Consider the following 23226-nt stretch of genomic DNA (forward strand, 5'->3'; position numbering starts at 1 on the left):
CCGCATGAGGAGCACCACCATGACCAGCCCTGTTGTCGCGATCGCCTACCACTCGGGCTTCGGCCACACCGCCGTCGTCGCCGAGGCGGTCCGTGCCGGTGCCGTCGAAGCGGGCGCCACCGCACACCTGATCAAGGTCGACGAGATCACCGAAGCGGAGTGGGAGCTGCTCGACGCCGCCGACGCGATCGTCTTCGGTTCGCCCACCTACATGGGCACCGCGTCCGGCGCCTTCCACGTCTTCGCGGAGGCTTCGTCCAAGCGCTGGTTCGCCAAGACGTGGCACGACAAGCTGGCCGCCGGATTCACCAATTCCGGCTCCAAGAGCGGCGACAAGCTGCACACCCTGCAGTACTTCCAGACGCTCGCGGCACAGCACGCGATGCACTGGGTCAACCTCGGCCTGACCCCGGGCTGGAACTCCACGCAGGGTTCCGAGCACGACCTCAACCGCCTCGGCTTCTTCTCGGGAGCCGCCGCGCAGACCAACGCCGACGAGGGTCCCGAAGGCGTGCACAAGGCGGACATCGCCACGGCCGAGCACCTGGGCCGCCGCATCACGGAGACCGCCCGGGTGTTCGTGACCGGCCGCTCGGCTGTCGCGGCCTGAGGACCCGCGGGCTTCCTGGAAGTTCTTAGAACTTCCTAGAAGCCGAAGTCCTGCGTCCACCACGGGCCGCCCGGCGCGAAGTGCGCGCCGACGCCCAGGGTCTTGTAGTCGCAGTTGAGGATGTTGGCCCGGTGGCCGGAGCTGTTCATCCAGGCGTCCATCACGGACTGGGCGTTGGCCTGGCCGCGGGCGATGTTCTCGCCGCCCAGGTCCGATATCCCGGCCTTCTCGGCGCGGTCCCAGGGGGTCGCGCCGTCCGGGTCGGTGTGGTCGAAGAAGTCGCGCTCGGCCATGTCCGCGCTGAAGTCTCCGGCGAGCGAGGCCAGCGCGGCGTCGGCGCGCACGGGGGAGCAGCCCACCTTGGCCCGCTCCGCGTTGACCAGGGTGAGCACCGCTGCCTCGGCCGCGCTCTCGGCGGACGGCGACTTCGAGCCGGTGGCCGGCGGGGCCTTCGGCTTCTCGGACGGCGTGCGCGCGGGGGCGCTCGGGGGCGTCGTCTTCTTCTTCTCGCCGGCCTCGGGCTCGGGCGCCTTGGTCGGCGGCTTCTTCGACGGCTCGGCCGAGGGCTTCTCGGTGGCCTTCGAAGGGGTCGGCGTCGGCGTCGGGGCGTCGGGGCGTTCCGAGCCGCGGCTCGGCGGTGCCGACTCGCGCTCGGCGGTGCCGTTCTCGCCGCCCTGCGGCGCGACCTCGCTGGGGGTGGTCGCGGCACGCACCTTGTTCGAGTCGCCGCCACCGCCCAGGGAGTAGTTCTCGGCGCCCGGGACCAGGCCGGTCGCGACGGCCACGGCGCCCATGGCGACGGCCGCCGAGACACCGAGCAGGCCGGTGCGCACCGGTGCGGCGCGGCCCCTGCGGCGGTGTGACACGGTGGCGGGGCGGGGCTCCGGGGCGCCGGCGTGCTCGCCCGCGTACGTGTCGGAGACCCCAGTGGCGCGGCCGGTGGCGGCTGCCCCTGCGCCGGAGCGTCGGTGGCGTCCCATCTCCTGGCCTTCCTCGTCCTGAGCGGTCAACGTGACTCACCCATACGGGTGAGGCTCATCGATTCGGGACTGTACGCGATGGCGCATGGGGACGAAGTGCTCCGAGTGCAATTGGCCGGTTAGCGTGCACCCATGAACGAAGAAGTCAGACTCACGGCCTGGGTGCGTGGGCGGGTGCAAGGCGTGGGTTTCCGCTGGTTCACGCGGGCCAAGGCCCTGGAGATCGGCGGCCTGAGTGGTTTTGCTCTCAATTTGGAGGACGGCCGTGTGCAAGTCGTCGCCGAGGGTCCGCGCGCGGGCGCCCAGGGGCTGCTCGACTGGCTGCGCGAGGGCGACACACCCGGCCGCGTCGACGGTGTCACTGAGATCTGGGACACTCCGCGCGGCATCTACGAGACGTTCGCGATTCGCTGACGGAGAGCCGTCGTGCGTACCCGCCCCGGTGTGGTCAGGGCAACTGCCCGGGGCAGGAAACGCCTGGTGGTTGCCAAGAACGGCCCGTCGTGGCAGGCTCCCAGGTGAAGGATGATCGACACGCCCCCAGGGCCCCGCAGTAGAGGCAGCGCCGCCGTTCCATCGGCCGCAGGCCCCCGGGTTGCCCGCCAATACGGGGCGTGATCGTGTTGACCGTCAAACTTTTTGGTGAGACTCTGGAAGCCCCGCGCACCTTAGCTGTTTGGCATGTGAGAACGGCCAGCAAGACCCAGCAAGTACAACGAGTGCCAAGCACCGCGGGTGCGAATCCCTCACGACCCACACCGCTTCGGTCGGTCACTCATTGTGGAGGACCATCCATCATGGCAAAGGCGCTTCTCGGTTACGTCGGCGGTTCCGACCCGCGACTTCTCGCCGAGATGCGACGGCTCCAGCAGCGCGTCCAGGACCTGGAATCTGAGCTTGTGAAGATCCAGGCCGAGAACGACGCGCTCGCGGCTGCCGCTTCTCACGAATCGCTCCTGGAGAGCATCGACGTACCCCAGGCGGAGCCTGCGCTCACCTGACCACCACACCTTCAGTAAGGCGCTGATCCCGCGAGATCGCGCGTGACGTGACATGTGATCGCGTGACGCACTCTTCGCTCTGCGGGATGCCTGTTAACGCACGTGGTCGGGCTGCCCATGTCAGCCGCTTGTCCAGATCTGCAAGGGACGCTTCGGCGTCCCTTCTTTCTTGCCGCCGTGCAGCCGTTTCCGTTACACCTGATGTGCCCTGCATGTTCCTGGGTGAAACGGTCAGTGAAAGGTAGAGTCCGGCGGCGTGCACCTCAAGGCCCTGACACTGCGCGGTTTCAAATCCTTCGCGTCGGCCACGACGCTGAAGTTCGAGCCGGGCATCACCTGCGTCGTCGGACCGAACGGCTCCGGCAAGTCCAATGTCGTGGACGCGCTGTCCTGGGTCATGGGCGAGCAGGGCGCCAAGTCGCTGCGCGGCGGCAAGATGGAGGACGTCATCTTCGCCGGCACCACCGGGCGCCCGCCGCTCGGCCGTGCCGAGGTGTCGCTCACCATCGACAACTCCGACGGCGCCCTGCCCATCGAGTACGCCGAAGTCACCATCACGCGGATCATGTTCCGCAACGGCGGCAGCGAGTACCAGATCAACGGGGACACCTGTCGGCTGCTCGACATCCAGGAACTGCTCTCCGACTCCGGCATCGGGCGCGAGATGCACGTCATCGTCGGGCAGGGCCAGCTCGACGGCGTCCTGCACGCCGACCCCATGGGACGCCGCGCCTTCATCGAGGAGGCCGCGGGCGTCCTCAAGCACCGCAAGCGCAAAGAGAAGGCGCTGCGCAAGCTCGACGCGATGCAGGCCAACCTCGCCCGCGTACAGGATCTGACCGACGAGCTCAGGCGCCAGCTCAAGCCGCTCGGCCGGCAGGCCGCCGTGGCGCGCAGGGCCGCCGTCATCCAGGCCGATCTGCGCGACGCCCGGCTGCGGCTGCTCGCCGACGATCTCGTACGCCTGCGGGACGCGCTGCGGAACGAGGTCGCCGACGAGGCGGAGCTCAAGCGGCGCAAGGACAGCGCAGAGGCCGAGCTGAAGAAGGCGCTCCAGCGGGAGGCGGACCTGGAGGACGAGGTGCGCCGCCTCGCGCCGCGGCTCCAGCGGGCGCAGCAGACGTGGTACGAGCTCTCCCAGCTGGCCGAGCGGGTGCGCGGCACGGTGTCGCTCGCCGACGCCCGGGTCAAGAGCGCGACGGCCGCGCCCCTGGAGGAGCGGCGCGGCCGTGACCCCGAGGACATGGAGCGCGAGGCCGCGCGGATCCGCGAGCAGGAGGCGGAGCTGGAAGCCGCCCTGGAAGCCGCGGAGCACGCCCTTGAGGACACCGTCGGCCACCGTGCCGATCTGGAGCGGGAGCTTGCGGTCGAGGAGCGCCGCCTCAAGGACGTGGCGCGGTCCATCGCCGACCGGCGCGAAGGGCTCGCGCGGCTGAACGGACAGGTCAACGCGGCGCGCTCGCGGGCGGGCTCCGCCCAGGCCGAGATCGACCGGCTCGCCGTGGCGCGCGACGAGGCGGGGGAGCGCGCGGTCGCCGCCCAGGAGGAGTACGAGCAGCTGAAGGCGGAGGTCGACGGGCTCGACGCCGGTGACGCGGAACTCGGCGAGCGGCACGACGAGGCGAAGCGTTCCCTCACGGAGGCCGAGGGCGCGCTCACCGCGGCACGGGAGGCGGCCACCGCCGCCGAGCGCAAGCGGGCCGCGGTCGCCGCCCGGCACGAGGCGCTCGCGCTGGGCCTGCGCCGCAAGGACGGTACGGGGGCGCTGCTCGCCGCCAAGGACCGCCTCACGGGGCTGCTCGGTCCGGCGGCCGAGCTGCTCTCGATCGCCCCGGGTCACGAGGTCGCGGTCGCTGCGGCGTTCGGCGCGGCGGCGGACGCGATCGCGGTGACCACACCGGCATCGGCGGCGGAGGCCATCCGGCTGCTGCGCAAGCAGGACGCGGGGCGGGCCGCGCTGCTCCTCGCGGGGGCACCGGAGTCGGGCGTCGACCCCCGTGACGTACGGCAGGAAGGTGCCGAAGGGCCGCCGCCGGTGGCCGAACTGGTGCGTGGGCCCGAGGAGTTGATGCCCGCGGTGCGGCGGCTGCTGCGGGGGATGGTCGTCGTGGGCACGCTGGAGGACGCCGAGGACTTCGTCTACGCCCACCCGGAGCTGACCGCCGTCACCGCCGAGGGCGATCTGCTCGGGGCACACTTCGCGCAGGGCGGGTCCGCCGGGGCGCCGAGCCTGCTCGAAGTGCAGGCCTCCGTCGACGAGGCGGCGGCCGAGCTGGAACAACTCGCCGAGCAGTGCGACGAGTTGGCGGCTGCTCAGCGGGACGCGGGGGAGCGGCGCAAGGAAGTCGCCTTGCTGGTCGAGGAGTTGGGGGAGCGCAGGCGCGCCGCCGACCGGGAGAAGTCCGCCGTGGCGCAGCAGCTCGGCGCCCTCGCCGGGCAGGCGCGTGGCGCGGCGGGCGAGGCCGAGCGCAGTGCGGCCGCCGCGGCCAAGGCGCAGGAGGCGCTGGACAAGGCGGTCGAGGACGCCGAGGAGTTGGCCGAGCGGCTCGCCGTGGCGGAAGAGGCTCCGGTGGAGGAGGAGCCCGACACCTCGGTGCGCGACCGGCTCGCCGCCGACGGGGCCAACGCCCGGCAGACCGAGATGGAGGCCAGGCTCCAGGTGCGTACGCACGAGGAGCGGGTCAAGGGGCTCGCGGGGCGTGCCGACTCGCTCGACCGGGCCGCGCGCGCCGAACGCGAGGCACGCGCGCGTGCCGAGCAGCGCAAGGCGCGGATGCGGCACGAGGCGGCGGTCGCCGAGGCCGTCGCCCGTGGTGCGCGGCAGCTGCTCGCGCACGTCGAGGTCTCGCTGGTGCGGGCCCAGGAGGAACGTGCCGCCGCCGAGCGGGCCAAGGAGGTGCGCGAGCGGGAGCTGGCCGCCGAGCGGGGCCAGGGGCGCGATCTCAAGGCGGAGCTCGACAAACTGACGGATTCAGTCCACCGCGGCGAGGTACTCGGTGCCGAGAAGCGGCTGCGGATCGAGCAGCTGGAGTCCAAGGCACTGGAGGAACTCGGTGTGGAACCGGCAGGACTCGTGTCCGACTACGGCCCCGACCAGCTCGTGCCGCCCTCGCCCGCGGCCGAGGGCGAGGAGCTCCCCGACGACCCGGAGCATCCGCGCAACAGGCCCGTGGCGTACGTCCGCGGTGAGCAGGAGAAGCGGCTGAGGTCAGCCGAACGGGCGTACCAGCAGCTCGGGAAGGTGAACCCGCTGGCCCTTGAGGAGTTCGCCGCGCTGGAGGAGCGTCACAAGTTCCTGAGCGAGCAGCTGGAGGACCTGAAGAAGACGCGGACCGATCTCCTGCAAGTGATCAAGGAGGTCGACGAACGCGTCGAGCAGGTCTTCACCGAGGCCTACCGCGACACCGCCCGTGAGTTCGAGGGCGTCTTCTCGCGGCTCTTCCCCGGCGGCGAGGGGCGGCTCATCCTGACCGACCCCGACAACATGCTCGCCACGGGAGTCGACGTCGAGGCGCGCCCGCCGGGCAAGAAGGTCAAGCGGCTCTCGCTGCTCTCCGGCGGTGAGCGGTCGCTGACGGCCGTCGCGCTGCTCGTTTCGATCTTCAAGGCACGGCCGAGTCCCTTCTATGTGATGGACGAGGTCGAGGCCGCGCTCGACGACACCAACCTGCAGCGGCTCATCCGCATCATGGAGGAGCTGCAGGAGGCCTCGCAGCTCATCGTGATCACGCACCAGAAGCGGACGATGGAGGTCGCGGACGCGCTGTATGGCGTGTCCATGCAGGGCGACGGCGTCTCGAAGGTGATCAGCCAGCGGCTGCGCTAGCCCCCTTCACGGCCCTTCACGGGCCCACCTCATTAACTTCAAGACTTGAACGAAGCGCGCCACACATGTGCCTGAAGTTCACAGGAACCCAGGTCTTGACTTCGAAACTTGAAGGCATAGTCTCTGCAACGTTGCTTTTACCTTCAGGTGGTGGGCGGCGTGAAGTTGTGCGCCACTTGAAGTGCTCACCCCCACCCCCGGCGATGCTGCCGGTGGCCCGAGGAGTCCATGTGACCAGCACAATGAAGGCGCCCCAGCCCGAAGGCAGAGAGGCCAGGCCGGACCATCTCGGCCATGTCATCTTCATCACGGCGGCCGCAGCCATGGGCGGCTTCCTCTTCGGCTATGACAGCTCCGTGATCAACGGCGCGACCGTCGCCATCCAGCATCGGTTCGACGTCGACGCGAACATGCTCGGCTGGATCATCGCCACCGCGCTGCTCGGCTGCGCCGTCGGCGCGGCGGTCGCCGGGCGCATCGCCGACCGCATCGGCCGCATCCGCTGCATGCAGATCGCCGCCGTCCTCTTCGCGGCGAGCGCCATCGGTTCCGCCCTGCCGTTCGCGGCCTGGGACCTGACGATGTGGCGCTTCATCGGCGGCATCGGCATCGGCATGGCCTCCGTCATCGGCCCGGCCTACATCGCCGAGGTCGCCCCGCCCGCGTACCGAGGCCGCCTCGCCTCCTTCCAGCAGGCCGCGATCGTCATCGGCATCGCCGTCTCCCAGCTGGTCAACTACGGCATCCTGAAGCTGGCGGACGACGACCAGCGCGGCAAGCTGATGGGCCTGGAGGCCTGGCAGCTGATGCTCGGCGTCATGGTCATCCCCGCCGTCCTGTACGGCGTGCTCTCCTTCGTCATCCCCGAGTCCCCCCGCTTCCTGATCTCGGTCGGCCGTGACGTCGAGGCCAGGAAGGTGCTCGGCGAGGTCGAGGGCACCAAGATCGACCTGGACGCGCGCGTCATCGAGATCGAGGAGGGCATGCGCCGCGAGCACAAGTCCTCCTTCAAGGATCTGCTCGGCAAGGTCGGCTTCCTGCCGATCGTCTGGATCGGCATCGGCCTCTCGGTGTTCCAGCAGCTCGTCGGCATCAACGTGATCTTCTACTACTCGAACCAGCTGTGGCAGTCGGTCGGCAAGGACCCGAGCAGCTCGTTCCTGTACTCGTTCGAGACGTCGATCGTGAACATCATCGGCACGGTCATCGCGATGCTCTTCGTCGACCGCATCGGCCGCAAGCCGCTGGCCATCATCGGCTCGGCCGGCATGGCGCTCGCGCTCTTCACCTGCGCCTGGGCGTTCTCGTACCGCACCGGCTCCGGCGACAACGTCACGCTGCCGAACGCGCAGGGCCTGACGGCGATCATCGCCGCCAACTTCTTCGTGCTCTTCTTCGCGCTCTCCTGGGGCGTGGTGGTCTGGGTCCTGCTGGGCGAGATCTTCCCGAACCGGATCCGCGCGGCGGCGCTCGGTGTGGCCGCGTCGGCCCAGTGGCTCGCCAACTTCGCGATCACCAAGACGTTCCCGAGCATGTCCGAGTGGAGCCTGACCGGCTCGTACATCATCTACGGCGCCTTCGCCGTGATCTCGATCCCCTTCGTCATGAAGTTCGTCAAGGAGACGAAGGGAAAGACCCTGGAGGAAATGGGCTAATCCCCGCTGCCCCTCCTCTGAGGATGCTGCCCCGGTTCAAGGACCTACTCCTTGAGCCGGGGCAGCACGTTTTCGCAGAAGTGGTGCAGGCTGCGCCAGCCCTCGTCGATCGGCATCCCGCCGGAGAGCGGATGCAGGACGAGATTGGCGCCGCCGCCCCGCACGTACGCCACGCACTGGTCCGGGGTCAGGACGCGGTAGACGCCCTCGGCCCGCAGCTCGGCGACCGTGGTCGCGCTCGACTTCACCGCCGAGCGGATGTCCTTGGACTGCCAGGAGGCGTAGGTGCGGGCCTCGTGCAGGAAGTGCTCGCCGTGCTCGGCCCAGGTGCGGTCCGGGTCGTCGGCGATGTGCAGGAGCGGGGTCTCGGCCGCGGGCATCATGGTCCAGCCCTTGGTGCCGTACTCGGTGAGGCGTTCGTTGTAGTACGCCTCCAGCTCGGGCAGATGGGCGCTGGGGAAGAACGGCAGGCCGAGCCGGGCCGCGCGGCGGGCCGCCGCCTGCGACGAGCCGCCGACCAGGAGCATCGGGTGGGGCTGGGTGAAGGGGCGCGGGGTGACGCGCACGGTGCGGCCGCGGAACGCGAAGGGCTCGCCGGTCCACGCCTGCAACAGGGTCTCCAGGAGCTCGTCCTGGAGCTTGCCGCGCCGCTTCCACTCGACGCCGAACGCCTCGTACTCGGCGGGCCGGTATCCGATCCCCGCCACGGTCACCAGACGTCCGCCGCTGAGCAGGTCGAGTACGGCGATGTCCTCGGCCAGCCGCAGCGGATCGTGCAGCGGCCCGATGATCGCGGAGACCGTGACCGCGATGCGCCGGGTCGCGCCGAACACCGCGCCCGCGAAGGTGAAGGGCGAGGGCAGCCAGTTGTTGCCGACGCCGTGGTGCTCCTCGGTCTGCACGGTGGAGATGCCCCGGTCGTCGGCGTACGCGGCCATCTCCAGGGCGGCCTTGTAGCGCTCGCTCAGTGAGGTGGGCGTGGCGTCCGGATCGACGAGGTTGAAGCGTACGACTGTGACGGGCATGGAAAACGTCCCCCTTCACGATGGGCGGGCGAAGAGGGACGTTAGATGACGTGGTGTCAGATGACCAGGGTCCGGGGGCAGTTGCTCCGGATCAGGCCGAGACCAGCTCCGTCTCGCCCTCACCGTTTCGCTTGGGGCCCTCGGGCGCCTCGACCGCCGGGTTCCTCGGCAGCACCGCGTACAGCGCGGCCGCGATGAGGATCGTGGCCAGCCAGCCCAGGCCGTTGCGCCCGACCCAGGACGTGGCGAGCGGACCGCTGAACCAGTCGACCTTCGTGAAGAGCAGCCCCGCCACCAGGGCGATCGCCCACGCGGTCATGGCCTGCCAGGCGAAGCCCGCCTTGTACCAGTAGGCGCTGGTGCGCTTGGTGTCCATCAGCGCCTCGCCGTCGTACGTCTTCCTGCGCAGCATGTCGATGCCGAAGACGCCGATCCAGGCGGAGAACGCGACGGCGAGCAGGGTCAGGAAGGAGATGAACGAGCCGATGAAGCTGGTGGCCACGTTCATCAGGAGGTAGCCGAAGATCAGGCTGATGATGGCGTTGATGGAGACCGCCCACGTGCGCGGGACCTTGATGCCGAGCGTCATCGCGGTGAAGCCCGCGGAGTACATCGACATCGAGTTGATCAGGAGCATGCCGATCAGGGCCATCACCAGGTACGGCACGGCGATCCACGTCGGAAGCAGCTGGCCGAGGAAGGAGACCGGGTCCGATGCGTCCGACAGGCTCGGCGTGCTGACCGCCATGACCGCGCCCATCAGGACCATCGGTACGACGACGATGCCGGCGCCGCCGATGGCGTTGCCCACCAGGGCCTTGTTCGAGGCCTTGCGCGGGAGGTAGCGCGTGAAGTCCGGGCCCGTGGGGACCCAGCTGATGCCGCCCGCGGCGATCACGCCGACGCCCGCGACCATTGCCGCGGTGGAGCCCGCGGGCCGCGAGAAGACGTCCGACCAGGGGGTGTTGGCCACCAGGTAGACCAGGACGAGGACACTGAACGCGCCGAAGAGGTACGTCGCCCAGGTGTTGCAGATGTGCAGGACCTTGCGGCCCAGGCCGCTGATCAGGAACGTGCAGGCGACGAAGGCGACCAGTGTCACGACCGTCAGCCACGTGCTGGACTTCACGCCGAAGCAGATGTCCAGGACGGTGATGATCGCGTACGCGCCCGTCACCGCGTTGATCGTCTCCCAGCCCCAGCGTGCGATCCAGATCAGCGAGCCGGGGAAGAGGTTGCCGCGCTGGCCGAAGACGGCGCGCGAGAGCGTCATGCCGGGGGAGCCGCCGCGCTTGCCCGCGATCGAGATCAGCCCGACCAGGCCGTAGCTGAGCAGCGGCGAGACCAGGGCGACGACCAGGGCCTGCCAGAAGTTGAGGCCGTTGGTCACGATGAGACCGGCGCCCATGGTGAGCAGCAGGACGCTGATGTTGGCCGCCACCCAGGTGGGGAACAGCTCGCGGGTCCGGCCCGTGCGCTCGGAGTCGGGGACGGGCTCGAGGCCGCGTGTCTCCAGGGCGCCTTCGGTTTCGGCGGTGGTGCTCATGGGGTGGGGTCCGTGCCTCTCGCTCGGATCGCAACGTCGCGACCCGTCCGTGGGGGTGATCGCGTTGGACTCTACGCGCGTTGATGCGGAGAGCTCCATCGTACTTTAGTCCGAGTAGTGCCCTCTATAAGCTTATGTTCTTTGGAGGAAGCTACAGCCTGGGCCTCTGCTGCCCCCATGGCTGATACTGGGTGGGTTATGGAAATCGTCATCCTTGCTGTAGTCATCGCCGTGGTCGTGATCGGCGCGCTCGGCGGGCTCGTGATCGGCAGCCGCAAGAAGAAGCAGCTGCCGCCGCAGGCCCCGTCGTCCACGCCCACCATCACCGCCCCTCCGGCCGAGCCGCATATCGGCGACGAGGCCGAGACGCCGCGCGACGAACCGCGCCGCACGATCGAGGAGGTGGAACTCCCGGGCGCCGGAGCACAGGCGCCGGTCGTCACCGAAGAGGCCCCCGAGGCCGCCCCGGAGATCGAGACCCCGGAGCCCACGGCAGGTCGCCTGGTCCGTCTGCGCTCGCGCCTCTCGCGCTCGCAGAACGCACTCGGCAAGGGGCTGCTCACGCTCCTCTCCCGCGAGCACCTCGACGAGGACACGTGGGAGGAGATCGAGGACACGCTCCTCACCGCCGACGTCGGCGTCGCCCCCACCCAGGAACTGGTCGAGCGCCTTCGCGAGCGCGTCCGCGTGCTCGGCACCCGCACCACGGACGACCTGCGCGCCCTGCTGCGCGAGGAGCTCCTCGCGCTCCTCGGCACGGACTTCGACCGCACCGTGAAGACCGAGTCGGGCCTGGAGACGCCCGGCATCGTGATGGTCGTCGGCGTGAACGGCACCGGCAAGACCACCACCACCGGCAAGCTCGCCCGCGTCCTCGTCGCCGACGGCCGCTCGGTCGTCCTCGGCGCCGCGGACACGTTCCGCGCCGCCGCCGCCGATCAGCTGCAGACCTGGGGCGACCGCGTCGGCGCGCGTACGGTCCGCGGTCCCGAGGGCGGCGACCCCGCGTCGATCGCCTTCGACGCGGTCAAGGAAGGCATCGCGGAGGGCGCCGACGTCGTCCTCATCGACACCGCGGGCCGGCTGCACACCAAGACGGGCCTGATGGACGAGCTCGGCAAGGTCAAGCGCGTCGTGGAGAAGCACGCGCCGCTGGACGAGGTGCTGCTCGTCCTGGACGCGACGACCGGGCAGAACGGCCTGGTGCAGGCGCGGGTCTTCGCCGAGGTCGTGGACATCACCGGCATCGTCCTGACGAAGCTGGACGGCACGGCCAAGGGCGGCATCGTCGTCGCGGTCCAGCGCGAGCTGGGCGTGCCGGTGAAGCTGGTCGGGCTCGGCGAGGGCGCGGACGACCTCGCGCCGTTCGAGCCGGAGGCGTTCGTCGACGCGCTCATCGGTGACCAGTAGGTGACGCGAGGCGGCTCCGTGGCTCCTTAGCCCCGCGGGAGACGGCGTACGACCAGAGAAATGCCCCACCCCGGGGTGCAGCCGGGGTGGGGCATTTCCGTCTGCGGAGCGCCGGTCACGCCGGCGAGCGGTGCGCCACGTACGCCAGCGTCCCCAGGACCAGCCGTGCCTGCGGGGGATGCGTCGCGGAGTCGAGGTCCGGCGCGCGGAGCCAGCGGACCGGGCCGAGGCCCGCGCGGTCGGACGGCGGGGCCGTGATGTGCGTGCCGGGGCCCAGGCCGTGCAGGTCGATGCCGGCGTCGTCCCAGCCCATGCGGTAGAGCAGCTGGGGGAGTTCGGTGGCGGCGCCGGGGGCGACGAAGAAGTGCGTGCGGCCCTCCGGGGTGGCGGCCACCGGGCCGAGCGGCAGGCCCATGCGCTCCAGGCGGACCAGCGCCCTGCGGCCGGCCGCCTCGGCCACCTCGATCACGTCGAAGGCGCGGCCCACGGGCAGCAGTACGGCGGCGCCGGGGAACTGGGCCCAGGTCTCGGTCACTTCGCCGAGCGTCGCCCCCGCGGGGACCTCGGGAGCGAACTCCAGGGGGTGGGCGCCGGGGGCCGCGCAGTCGGCCGCGCCGCAGGAGCAGCGGCCGTCCTGGGCCCGTGCGCCGGGGACCGCGGCCCATCCCCACAGCCCGGTGTACTCGGCCACCGCGGTGCAGTCCGACGCGCGGCCGCGCCGCCGTGAACCGGTGCGGGGCTTGTCGGTCCCCCGGATGCCGCCGATCGTGAAGCCCATGCCCCCTCCAACGGGTCGAGCGCGGTGTGGTTACGTGACGGAATCGGATCGTGACCCTGTGCTTTTGTTCAGGCGCCGGTGCTCTCAGGGGGGTGCGCTCGGTCATTCGCGCCCCCAAGTGCTCCCTTCCGCCCACCTTCGAACGTCCACTGTCAAGTCAATCGCTTGTGGAGGGCGGGGAGTTCATTCGAAGGGGTGGCGAATGGTGGCGTTTCCGCGATCGCCCTCGCCGGAGGGGTGATCGTAGGATTACTTTCAGTGCACGGGCCCTGAGTGGTGTGCACTCGTGGGTATGCCGGAGGCAAGTCGGTTTCCTGTTCGATGGGTGACGTTCTCCGGACGGAGAGCCGCGGTGCGCGGCATTCTGGTAGGGCTTGGCGTGGGACCGCGCGTAAGTGTCATGAGGGATGGGGGCGTTCCAGTGGGCGGCAATGGCGGAAGTGGTGCGAACGCTGAGAAGCGCCCGAACGAACTGCTCAATTCCTGGTTCGTGCGCAGCGGCTGGTCGAAGGGCGAGCTGGCGCGCCAAGTGAACCGCAGGGCGCGGCAGTTGGGCGCCCATCACATCTCCACCGACACCTCCCGGGTGCGGCGCTGGCTGGACGGCGAGAATCCCCGCGAGCCCATCCCGCGCATCCTCTCCGAGCTGTTCTCCGAGCGCTTCGGCTGTGTCGTCGCCGTCGAGGACCTCGGCCTGCGCGCCCCGCACCAGTCGCCCTCGGTGTCGGGCGTAGACCTGCCCTGGACCGGGCCCCAGACCGTCGCGCTCATCAGCGAGTTCTCGCGCAGCGACCTGATGCTGGCCCGGCGCGGCTTCCTCGGCACCTCGCTCGCGCTCTCCGCGGGCCCCGCCCTCATCGAGCCCATGCAGCGCTGGCTGGTCCCGGGGCCGACCACCCCGGTCGGCGACCCCGAGCCGCCCGCCCCGTCCCGCAGGCCCGGCCGGCTCTCCAAACCGGAGCTCGACCTCCTGGAGTCCACGACCGTGATGTTCCGGCAGTGGGACGCGCAGTGCGGCGGCGGGCTGCGGCGCAAGGCGGTCGTCGGCCAACTGCACGAGGTGACGGACCTGTTGCAGGAGCCCCAGCCGGAGGCCACGTCCAAGCGCCTCTTCAAGGTCGCCGGCGAGCTGGCCGAACTGGCCGGCTGGATGAGCTATGACGTCGGACTGCAGCCCACCGCCCAGAAGTACTTCGTGCTCGCCCTGCACGCCGCGAAGGAAGCCGGCGAGAAGCCCCTCGGGTCGTACATCCTCTCCAGCATGAGCCGCCAGATGATCCACCTCGGACGGCCGGACGACGCGCTCGAACTGATCCACCTCGCGCAGTACGGAAGCCGGGACTGCGCGAGCCCGCGCACCCAGGCCATGCTGTATGCGATGGAGGCCCGCGCGTACGCCAGCATGGGCCAGCCCGGCAAGTGCAAGCGGGCCGTGCGCATGGCCGAGGACACCTTCGCCGACGCCGCCGAGTTCGACGAGCCCGAGCCCGACTGGATCCGCTTCTTCTCCGAGGCCGAGCTGAACGGCGAGAACGCCCACTCGTTCCGCGACCTGGCCTATGTGGCGGGCCGCAGCCCCACGTACGCATCGCTCGCCGAGCCCGTCATGGAGCGCGCCGTCGACCTCTTCGGCAAGGACTCCGAGCACCAGCGTTCGTACGCACTGAACCTCATCGGCATGGCCACGGTCCACCTGCTCCAGCGCGAGCCCGAGCAGAGCACGGTGCTCGCGGGCCAGGCCCTGACCATCGCCAAGAAGGTCCGCTCCGAGCGGGTCAACACCCGCCTTCGCAAGACCGTGGACACCGCCGTGCGGGACTTCGGCGACATCGCCGAGGTCGTGCAGCTGACCGACCAGCTCGCCATCGACATGCCGGAGACCGCGGAAGCGGTCTGACGGCGCCCCACCAGAACCCCGGCCGCGGCCGGCCCATCCCGAACTGCCCGACTCGGCTCCCCCACGCCAGGTCAACCGGATGGCCGCCGCGGTCGGTTTGTGTGGTGTGCGCAGGGTATGAAACCGCGCCCCGCCTGACCCGGCAGTTCATGGACGCGTAACACGTACGACCTCTTCGTCACTGCGGCGAAACATCGAGGGGCGCCCCCTGAAACGGCGCTGGGCCAATCTCATGGCGCATAACGGCCCACCCTTCCCCAAGCTCTCGGCTCCGCTCGACCAGGGGAGACCCCACTCGCCCCGCCCGCACGGGCCGCATACGACGACGAGGAGACGCCGATGCCCCCAGGCATCACGATCGCCGCAGACGCCCCGCAGCTGTCTGCCGCCAACACAGGGTTCATGCTCATCTGTTCCGCCCTGGTGATGCTCATGACGCCGGGACTCGCCTTCTTCTACGGAGGCATGGTCCGCGTCAAGAGCACGCTGAACATGCTGATGATGAGCTTCATCAGTCTGGGGATCGTCACCATCCTCTGGGTGCTGTACGGCTTCTCCATCGCGTTCGGCACCGACCACGGCAGCCTCATCGGCTGGTCGTCCGACTACGTCGGGCTGAGCGGCATAGGGCTCACCGAGCTGTGGGACGGCTACACCATCCCGGTGTACGTCTTCGCGGTCTTCCAGCTGATGTTCGCGATCATCACGCCCGCGCTGATCAGCGGTGCGCTCGCCGACCGCGTGAAGTTCACCGCCTGGGCGCTGTTCGTCGCGCTCTGGGCCACGATCGTCTACTTCCCGGTCGCGCACTGGGTGTGGGGGACGGGCGGCTGGGCCTTCGAGCTCGGCGTCATCGACTTCGCCGGTGGTACGGCCGTGCACATCAACGCCGGTGCCGCGGCGCTCGGCGTGATCCTGGTCATCGGTAAGCGCGTCGGCTTCAAGAAGGACCCGATGCGGCCGCACAGCTTGCCGCTGGTCATGCTCGGCGCCGCGCTCCTGTGGTTCGGCTGGTTCGGCTTCAACGCCGGATCGTGGCTGGGCAACGACGACGGCGTCGGCGCGATGATGTTCCTGAACACGCAGGTCGCCACCGCCGCGGCCATGCTGGCCTGGCTCGCCTACGAGAAGATCCGGCACGGCGCGTTCACCACGCTCGGCGCCGCTTCGGGTGCCGTCGCGGGCCTCGTCGCGATCACCCCGTCCGGCGGCTCCTGCTCGCCGCTCGGCGCGATCGCGATCGGCGCCATCGCCGGTCTGCTCTGCGCCATGGCCGTCGGCCTCAAGTTCAAGTTCGGCTACGACGACTCCCTCGACGTCGTCGGTGTCCACCTCGTCGGCGGTGTCGTCGGCTCGCTGCTCGTCGGCTTCTTCGCCACCGGCGGCGTCCAGTCCGACGCCAAGGGCCTCTTCTACGGCGGCGGACTCGAACAGCTGGGCAAGCAGGCCGCCGGTGTCGGCGCCGTCCTCGCGTACTCCATGATCGCCTCCGCGATCCTCGCCCTCCTGGTCGACAAGACCATCGGGATGCGGGTCAGCGAGGACGAGGAGGTCGGGGGCATCGACCAGGTGCAGCACGCCGAGACCGCGTACGACTTCAGTGGAGCGGGCGGTGGCACGGCTCCCCGTACCGCCCCCGTGCCCGGCCCGCCGGCCCAGGACGCCGGTAAGGCTGCGACCGGCAAGAACAAGAGGGTGGACGCATGAAGCTCATCACCGCGGTCGTCAAGCCGCACCGGCTCGACGAGATCAAGGAAGCCCTCCAGGCCTTCGGCGTGCAGGGCCTGACCGTCACCGAGGCCAGCGGCTACGGCCGCCAGCGCGGCCACACCGAGGTCTACCGTGGCGCGGAGTACACCGTCGACCTCGTGCCCAAGATCCGGATCGAGGTCCTGGTCGAGGACGACGACGCCGAACAGCTCGTGGATGTCGTGGTGAAGGCCGCCCGGACCGGCAAGATCGGGGACGGCAAGGTCTGGAGCGTCCCGGTCGAGACGGCCGTCCGGGTGCGGACCGGCGAGCGTGGGCCTGATGCGTTGTGAGCTCGGTCGGCAAGGGCTGAGCTACCAGAGGCTGAGCGGAACTGAGCGGGACTGACAGGAGCTGCTGGGTGACGAGTGTGGAAGTACGTACTGAATCGGACTCGGAAGACTCCGGACCCAGCGGCTACGCGGCGGCCCGGCTGCGCCTCCTTCAAGGGGAGGCGCAGTCCGGGCCGCCGCGCCGTTCGGCCCTCGCCGACCTCACGGACGACTGGCTGACCGGACTCTTCACGGCCGCGGGTGCGCCGCGCGGGGCCTCGCTGGTCGCCGTGGGCGGCTACGGCAGGGGAGAGCTCTCGCCGCGCAGCGACCTCGACCTGCTGTTGCTGCACGACGGCAGCGCGGACGCCGGTGAGGTGGCGGCCCTCGCGGACCGCATCTGGTACCCCATCTGGGATCTCGGGCTCGCGCTCGACCACTCCGTGCGGACGCCGGTGGAGGCGCGCAAGACCGCGGGGGAGGACCTCAAGGTGCAGCTGGGGCTGCTTGACGCGCGGCACGTGGTGGGTGACCTGGGGCTGACGGCCGGCTTGCGGACGGCGGTCCTCGCCGACTGGCGCAACCTCGCGCCCAAGCGGCTGCCCGAGCTGCGGGAGCTGTGCGAGGAACGGGCCGAACGGCAGGGGGAGTTGAGCTACCTCCTGGAGCCGGACCTGAAGGAGGCGCGGGGCGGCCTTCGGGACGCGACCGCGCTGCGGGCCGTCGCCGCCTCCTGGCTCGCGGACGCGCCGAGGGAAGGGCTCTCCGAGGCCCGGCGGCGTTTGCTGGACGTGCGGGACGCGCTGCACTTGACCACGGGGCGGGCCACGGACCGGCTCGCGCTCCAGGAACAGGATCAGGTCGCGGCGGAACTGGGCCTGCTGGACGCCGACACCTTGCTGCGGCAGGTGTACGAGGCGGCGCGCACGGTGTCGTACGCGAGTGACGTGACGTGGCGCGAGGTGAGCAGGGTGCTGCGGTCGCGGTCCGTGCGGCCCCGGCTGCGGGCGATGCTGGGCGGCGGCAAGGGGGCCGCGGCCGAGCGGTCGCCGCTGGCCGAGGGGGTCGTGGAGCAGGACGGGGAGGTCGTCCTCGCCCGGGCGGCCCGGCCCGAGCGTGATCCCGTGCTGCCGCTGCGTGCGGCCGCGGCGGCGGCTCAGGCGGGGCTGCCCCTGTCGCTGCACGCGGTGCGCCGGATGGCGGCGACGGTGCGGCCGCTGCCGACGCCGTGGCCCGCGGAGGCCCGGGAGCAGTTGGTGACGCTCCTGGGAGCGGGGCGGCCGACGGTCGAGGTGTGGGAGGCGCTGGAGGCCGAGGGGCTGATCACTCGCCTGCTCCCCGACTGGGAGCGGGTGCGGTGCAGGCCGCAGCGCAACGCCGTGCACACGTGGACGGTCGACCGGCACCTGGTGGAGACGGCGGTGCAGGCCTCGGAGCTGACCCGGCGCGTGGGACGGCCCGACCTGCTGCTGGTGGCCGGGCTGCTGCACGACATCGGGAAGGGCTGGCCCGGCGACCACTCCGTGGCCGGGGAGATCATCGCCCGGGACGTCGCCGCGCGGATCGGATTCGACCGGGGGGACGTGACGGTCCTCGCGACTCTGGTGCGGCATCACCTGCTCCTGATCGAGACGGCCACGCGGCGCGACCTCGACGATCCGGCGACGGTGCGGTCCGTGGCGGACGCGGTGGGATCGGTCGGGACGCTGGAGCTGCTGCACGCGCTGACGGAGGCGGACGCGCTGGCCACCGGTCCGGCGGCCTGGTCCACCTGGCGGGGTTCGCTCGTCGCCGATCTGGTGAAGCGGGTCGGGGCGGTGCTTTCGGGGGAGGAGCCGGAGGCGGTGGAGGACGCGGCTCCCACGGCCGAGCAGGAGCGGCTGGCTGTGGAGGCGTTCCGTACGGGTGGCCCTGTGCTGGCGCTGCGGGCACAGACGGAGGGAGCCGCGGCAGGTGGTGAGGAGGCTTCGGGGGGCCCGGAGCCGCTGGGCGTGGAGCTGATCATCGCGGTGCCGGACCAACCCGGTGTGCTGTCCGCCGTCGCGGGGGTGCTGGCCGTGCACCGGCTCGCGGTGCGTACGGCGGAGCTGCGGGGGGTCGGGCTGCCGTCCGGCCTCGAGGACTCGGTGCTGCTGCTCAACTGGCGGGTCGCGGCGGAGTACGGCTCCCTGCCGCAGGCGGCGCGGCTGCGGTCGGACCTGGTGCGGGCGCTCGACGGTTCGCTGGACATCGCGGCACGGCTGGCGGAACGGGACGCGGCGTACCCGCGCCGCCGGGGGACGGTGGCCCCGCCGCCGCGCGTGACGGTGGCTTCGGCCGGCTCCCGCCTCGCGACGGTGATCGAGGTACGGGCCCAGGACGCACCGGGCCTGCTGCACCGCATCGGGCGGGCGCTGGAGTCGGCGGGGGTGGTGGTGCGCAGTGCGCATGTGTCGACGCTGGGGGCGAACGCGGTGGACGCGTTCTACGTGACGGAGGCGGGGGTGGGGGCGGGATCCCCGACCCCGCTGTCGGGGGAGCGGGCGGCGGGGGTGGCTCGGGCGGTGGAGGAGGGGTTGAGGGGTTGAGGGGGTAGGGGGTGCGGGGCTGGCCACGTCCCCCACCCCACCCGTTACGCGGATCGCCCCCCACCGCCCACCCATCCCTTGGCGCTGCGGGGTAGTCGGGCGGGTGGGAGAGGCCCGTCCAGCAGGGCCTCCGCCAGGGTCGGCAGGCAAGGCGATCACCCCGTCACGGAGTGACGGAAGCCCGCCCCGCTCCTGCGGGCCCGCCCGCCCGGCGGGACAGATACCCTGGAGGGCGACCTATCCGCCCTCCCCCACGCTCAGCTCCGCGCGAGCGGGGGGCGCCCCCTTCGACCCGAGGATTCGCGACCGCCGTGTTCGACACTCTCTCCGACCGCCTCGCAGCGACATTCAAGAACCTCCGGGGCAAGGGCCGCCTTTCCGAGGCGGACATCGACGCCACGGCGCGCGAGATCCGCATCGCCCTGCTCGAGGCGGACGTCGCCCTCCCCGTCGTCCGGGCCTTCATCAAGCAGGTCAAGGAGCGCGCCGCGGGGGTCGAGGTCTCCCAGGCCCTGAACCCCGCCCAGCAGGTCATCAAGATCGTCAACGAGGAGCTCGTAGGCATCCTCGGTGGTGAGACGCGACGCCTGCGGTTCGCCAAGAACCCGCCGACCGTCATCATGCTCGCCGGTCTGCAGGGTGCCGGTAAGACCACCCTCGCCGGAAAGCTCGGCCTCTGGCTGAAGGGGCAGGGCCACTCCCCGCTCTTGGTGGCGTGCGACCTGCAGCGGCCCAACGCCGTGAACCAGTTGTCCGTCGTCGCGGAGCGCGCGGGTGTCGGCGTCTACGCCCCGCAGCCGGGCAACGGCGTGGGCGACCCGGTCCAGGTCGCCAAGGACTCCATCGAGTTCGCCAAGACCAAGCAGTACGACGTCGTCATCGTCGACACCGCGGGACGCCTCGGCATCGACCAGGAGCTGATGCGGCAGGCCGCGGACATCCGCGACGCCGTCAGCCCGGACGAGGTCCTCTTCGTCGTCGACGCCATGATCGGTCAGGACGCCGTGAACACGGCGGAGTCCTTCCGCGACGGCGTCGGCTTCGACGGCGTGGTCCTGTCGAAGCTCGACGGTGACGCCCGTGGTGGTGCCGCGCTCTCCATCGCGCAGGTCACCGGGCGCCAGATCATGTTCGCCTCGAACGGCGAGAAGCTGGACGACTTCGACGCGTTCCACCCGGACCGCATGGCGTCCCGCATCCTCGGCATGGGCGACATGCTCACGCTGATCGAGAAGGCCGAGCAGACCTTCTCCCAGCAAGAGGCCGAGAAGATGGCCTCCAAGCTGGCGAGCAGCAAGGGCAAGGACTTCACGCTCGACGACTTCCTGGCCCAGATGGAGCAGGTCCGGAAGATGGGCAGCATCAGCAAGCTGCTCGGGATGATGCCCGGCATGGGGCAGATCAAGGACCAGATCAACAACCTGGACGAGCGGGACGTCGACCGCACCGCCGCCATCATCAAGTCGATGACGCCGGGCGAGCGCCACGAGCCGACCATCATCAACGGCTCGCGCCGCGCCCGTATCGCCAAGGGCTCCGGCGTCGAGGTCAGCGCCGTCAAGAACCTGGTCGAGCGCTTCTTCGAGGCCCGCAAGATGATGTCGCGGATGGCCCAGGGCGGCGGAATGCCGGGCATGCCCGGGATGCCGGGCATGGGTGGCGGCGCCGGCAAGCAGAAGAAGAAGCAGAAGCAGGCCAAGGGCAAGCGCAAGTCGGGCAACCCGATGAAGCGCAAGCAGGAGGAGCAGGAGGCCGCAGCCCGCCGTGAGCAGGCAGGTCAGGAAGGCGGCGCCTTCGGCCTCCCCGCGGGCCAGCAGGCGCAGGACTTCGAGCTGCCGGACGAGTTCAAGAAGTTCATGGGCTGAGGTCCTGCGTTACGTGCGTTTCCTGGGGCGCCCCTCTGCCGAGAGGGGCGCCCCAGGCGTTTCCGGAGCGGATGCCCGGCCCCTTTTTCTGTCGTAACGTCCGCATATGAGCAACCCTGTGCCGCCGCGCCAGGCGCCCGACCAGCCATGGCGCTCCGAGGGCGCACCCCCGCCCGCGCCCACGCCACCTCCGAAGAAGAAGATGCCGGGCGGCTGGGGCGGGCTCATCCTCACCGCGCTCATCGTCTATCTCATCGCCAACCTCGTCCTCTCCTTCTTCAACGACGGCGACGAGCCGACGATCTCGTACACGGAGTTCAGCAAGCAGGTCGACTCCGGGAACGTCACGAAGATCTACTCCAAGGGCGACGCGATCCAGGGTCAGCTCAAGAAGGAGCAGGAGAAGCCGGGCGACGAGAAGGGGAAGTACACCAAGTTCATCACCCAGCGCCCCGCCTTCGCCGACGACAAGCTCTGGGACGACCTCACCAAGCACGACGTCACGGTGACCGCCGAGCCCGTCGTGCAGGAGCGCAGCTTCCTCTCCAACCTGCTCATCTCCCTCGCGCCGATGCTGCTCCTGGTCTTCCTGTGGATCTTCATCGCCCGGCGGATGAGCTCGGGCATGGGCGGCGCGGGCGGCATGCTGGGGCGCAAGGCGCCGCCGAAGCCGGTGGAGCTCGAACCCGGTGACCAGCGCACCACTTTCGCCGACGTGGCGGGCATCGACGAGGTCGAGGGCGAGTTGAGCGATGTCGTCGACTTCCTGAAGAACCCCGCGGCCTATCGCGAGATGGGCGCCAAGATGCCGCGGGGCGTGCTGCTCGCGGGCCTGCCCGGCACAGGCAAGACGCTGCTCGCGCGGGCCGTCGCCGGTGAGGCCGGGGTGCCGTTCTTCTCGGCGTCCGCCTCGGAGTTCATCGAGATGATCGTGGGCGTCGGCGCCTCGCGCGTACGTGAACTCTTCGCGGAGGCCAGGAAGGTCGCGCCGTCCATCATCTTCATCGACGAGATCGACACCATCGGGCGGGCGCGCGGCGGCGGCAGCGGGATGGGCGGGCACGACGAGCGCGAGCAGACGCTGAACCAGATCCTCACCGAGATGGACGGCTTCTCCGGCTCCGAGGGCGTCATCGTCCTCGCGGCCACCAACCGCGCCGACATCCTCGACCCCGCCCTGACCCGCCCGGGCCGTTTCGACCGGGTCGTCACCGTCAGCCCGCCCGACCGCGGCGGACGCGAGGCCATCCTCAAGATCCACACGCGTGAGATCCCGATGGCGGACGACACCGACCTCGCCCAGGTCGCCCGTACGACACCGGGGATGACCGGCGCGGAACTCGCCAACCTCGCCAACGAAGCCGCCCTGCTCGCCGTCAAGCGGGGGCAGAGGAAGGTGACGCAGGCCGACCTCTCCGAGGCCCTGGAGAAGGTCCAGCTCGGCGCGGAGCGGCCACTGGTCATGCCCGACGAGGAGCGGCGGCGCACGGCGTACCACGAGAGCGGGCACGCCCTGCTCGGCATGTTGCAGCCCGGCGCCGACCCGGTCCGGAAGATCACCATCGTGCCCCGGGGGCGCGCCCTGGGCGTCACGCTGTCGACACCGGACTCCGACAAGTACGCGTACACGGAGGAGTATCTGCGTGGCCGCATCGTCGGAGCCCTGGGCGGCATGGCGGCCGAACACGTCGTCTTCGACGCCATCACCACGGGCGCCGAGAGCGACCTCGAACAGGTCACCAACATCGCCCGCGGCATGGTCGGCCGCTGGGGCATGAGCGAGCGCGTGGGCCGCCTCTCCGCGCTGCCGAGCGACGCCCAGCAGGCCTACGGCCTCTCGGCGGCCCCGGTCACCCTCGACACGATCGACCACGAGATGCGGCGGATCGTCGACGAGTGCTACGAGAGCGCGTGCCGGCAACTGCGGGAGCACAGGAGCCGGCTGGACGCCCTGGCCGCCGCGCTCCTGGAGAACGAGACGCTGGAGGAGGAGGCGGCGTACCGGGTCGCCGGCATCACCCGCCTCACCAAGGACGCCGACTAGC

16 protein-coding genes are annotated in these 23226 nt (G+C 70.6%); 12 read left to right on the forward strand and 4 right to left on the reverse strand.

What is annotated here, in order from left to right; translation table 11 throughout:
* Positions 1 to 19 precede the first annotated feature (19 nt).
* Complete coding sequence (locus ACIGXX_RS28050; RefSeq protein WP_351165353.1) at positions 20 to 610, forward strand: flavodoxin family protein; 591 nt, start codon at positions 20 to 22, stop codon at positions 608 to 610.
* Positions 611 to 645: 35 nt separating this feature from the next.
* On the opposite strand, the gene ACIGXX_RS28055 is transcribed toward ACIGXX_RS28050, so the two are convergent.
* Positions 646 to 1590: a CAP domain-containing protein gene (locus tag ACIGXX_RS28055; protein WP_399979721.1), complete on the reverse strand. Its 945-nt coding sequence runs from the start codon at positions 1588 to 1590 to the stop codon at positions 646 to 648.
* A 132-nt stretch (positions 1591 to 1722) separates the two neighbouring features.
* On the opposite strand from ACIGXX_RS28055, the gene ACIGXX_RS28060 reads away from it, so the two are divergent.
* From ACIGXX_RS28060 to ACIGXX_RS28075, 4 genes are all read left to right on the forward strand, one after another.
* Complete coding sequence (locus ACIGXX_RS28060; protein WP_351165357.1) at positions 1723 to 2004, forward strand: acylphosphatase; 282 nt, start codon at positions 1723 to 1725, stop codon at positions 2002 to 2004.
* A 383-nt stretch (positions 2005 to 2387) separates the two neighbouring features.
* A complete protein-coding gene (locus tag ACIGXX_RS28065; protein ID WP_135333243.1) occupies positions 2388 to 2591 on the forward strand; it encodes a hypothetical protein in 204 nt (67 codons plus the stop codon).
* Between the two features lie 256 nt (positions 2592 to 2847).
* Complete coding sequence (smc, locus tag ACIGXX_RS28070; protein WP_399979725.1) at positions 2848 to 6417, forward strand: chromosome segregation protein SMC; 3570 nt, start codon at positions 2848 to 2850, stop codon at positions 6415 to 6417.
* A gap of 242 nt (positions 6418 to 6659) precedes the next feature.
* Positions 6660 to 8072, forward strand: coding sequence for a sugar porter family MFS transporter (locus ACIGXX_RS28075; RefSeq protein WP_383823129.1), 1413 nt, complete (start codon positions 6660 to 6662; stop codon positions 8070 to 8072).
* 44 nt (positions 8073 to 8116) lie between these two features.
* On the opposite strand, the gene ACIGXX_RS28080 is transcribed toward ACIGXX_RS28075, so the two are convergent.
* Both ACIGXX_RS28080 and ACIGXX_RS28085 read right to left on the reverse strand, forming a co-directional pair.
* The gene (locus ACIGXX_RS28080; protein ID WP_351165364.1) at positions 8117 to 9097 is read right to left on the reverse strand and encodes an LLM class flavin-dependent oxidoreductase; all 981 of its coding nucleotides are present in this window, start codon (positions 9095 to 9097) and stop codon (positions 8117 to 8119) included.
* A 91-nt stretch (positions 9098 to 9188) separates the two neighbouring features.
* A complete protein-coding gene (locus tag ACIGXX_RS28085) occupies positions 9189 to 10643 on the reverse strand; it encodes a cytosine permease (protein WP_361465348.1) in 1455 nt (484 codons plus the stop codon).
* A 198-nt stretch (positions 10644 to 10841) separates the two neighbouring features.
* Here ACIGXX_RS28085 and ftsY point away from each other — a divergent pair, with 198 nt between their 5' ends.
* Entirely contained in the window at positions 10842 to 12053 is a 1212-nt protein-coding gene (gene ftsY / locus ACIGXX_RS28090; RefSeq protein WP_351165369.1) for a signal recognition particle-docking protein FtsY, read from the forward strand.
* Between the two features lie 115 nt (positions 12054 to 12168).
* On the opposite strand, the gene ACIGXX_RS28095 is transcribed toward ftsY, so the two are convergent.
* Complete coding sequence (locus ACIGXX_RS28095; protein WP_351165371.1) at positions 12169 to 12831, reverse strand: bifunctional DNA primase/polymerase; 663 nt, start codon at positions 12829 to 12831, stop codon at positions 12169 to 12171.
* Positions 12832 to 13252: 421 nt separating this feature from the next.
* On the opposite strand from ACIGXX_RS28095, the gene ACIGXX_RS28100 reads away from it, so the two are divergent.
* From ACIGXX_RS28100 to ftsH, 6 genes are all read left to right on the forward strand, one after another.
* Complete coding sequence (locus ACIGXX_RS28100) at positions 13253 to 14728, forward strand: hypothetical protein (RefSeq protein ID WP_351165373.1); 1476 nt, start codon at positions 13253 to 13255, stop codon at positions 14726 to 14728.
* Positions 14729 to 15067: 339 nt separating this feature from the next.
* Complete coding sequence (locus tag ACIGXX_RS28105) at positions 15068 to 16435, forward strand: ammonium transporter (RefSeq protein WP_351165375.1); 1368 nt, start codon at positions 15068 to 15070, stop codon at positions 16433 to 16435.
* Positions 16432 to 16770: a P-II family nitrogen regulator gene (locus ACIGXX_RS28110; protein WP_249587501.1), complete on the forward strand. Its 339-nt coding sequence runs from the start codon at positions 16432 to 16434 to the stop codon at positions 16768 to 16770. Before ACIGXX_RS28105 ends, ACIGXX_RS28110 begins: the two co-directional genes overlap by 4 nt.
* Positions 16771 to 16838: 68 nt before the next feature.
* Positions 16839 to 19316 (forward strand): [protein-PII] uridylyltransferase, encoded by a 2478-nt coding sequence (locus tag ACIGXX_RS28115; protein WP_399979734.1) that lies wholly within the window; start codon positions 16839 to 16841, stop codon positions 19314 to 19316.
* A 311-nt stretch (positions 19317 to 19627) separates the two neighbouring features.
* Entirely contained in the window at positions 19628 to 21181 is a 1554-nt protein-coding gene (gene ffh, locus ACIGXX_RS28120) for a signal recognition particle protein (RefSeq protein WP_351165380.1), read from the forward strand.
* A gap of 106 nt (positions 21182 to 21287) precedes the next feature.
* Positions 21288 to 23225 carry an ATP-dependent zinc metalloprotease FtsH gene (gene ftsH, locus ACIGXX_RS28125; RefSeq protein ID WP_361465338.1) on the forward strand — a complete coding sequence of 646 codons (1938 nt, stop codon included), beginning with the start codon at positions 21288 to 21290 and terminating at the stop codon, positions 23223 to 23225.
* Position 23226 lies beyond the last annotated feature (1 nt).

The organism is Streptomyces sp. NPDC055243 (genome assembly GCF_044544025.1).
GTDB lineage: Bacteria > Actinomycetota > Actinomycetes > Streptomycetales > Streptomycetaceae > Streptomyces.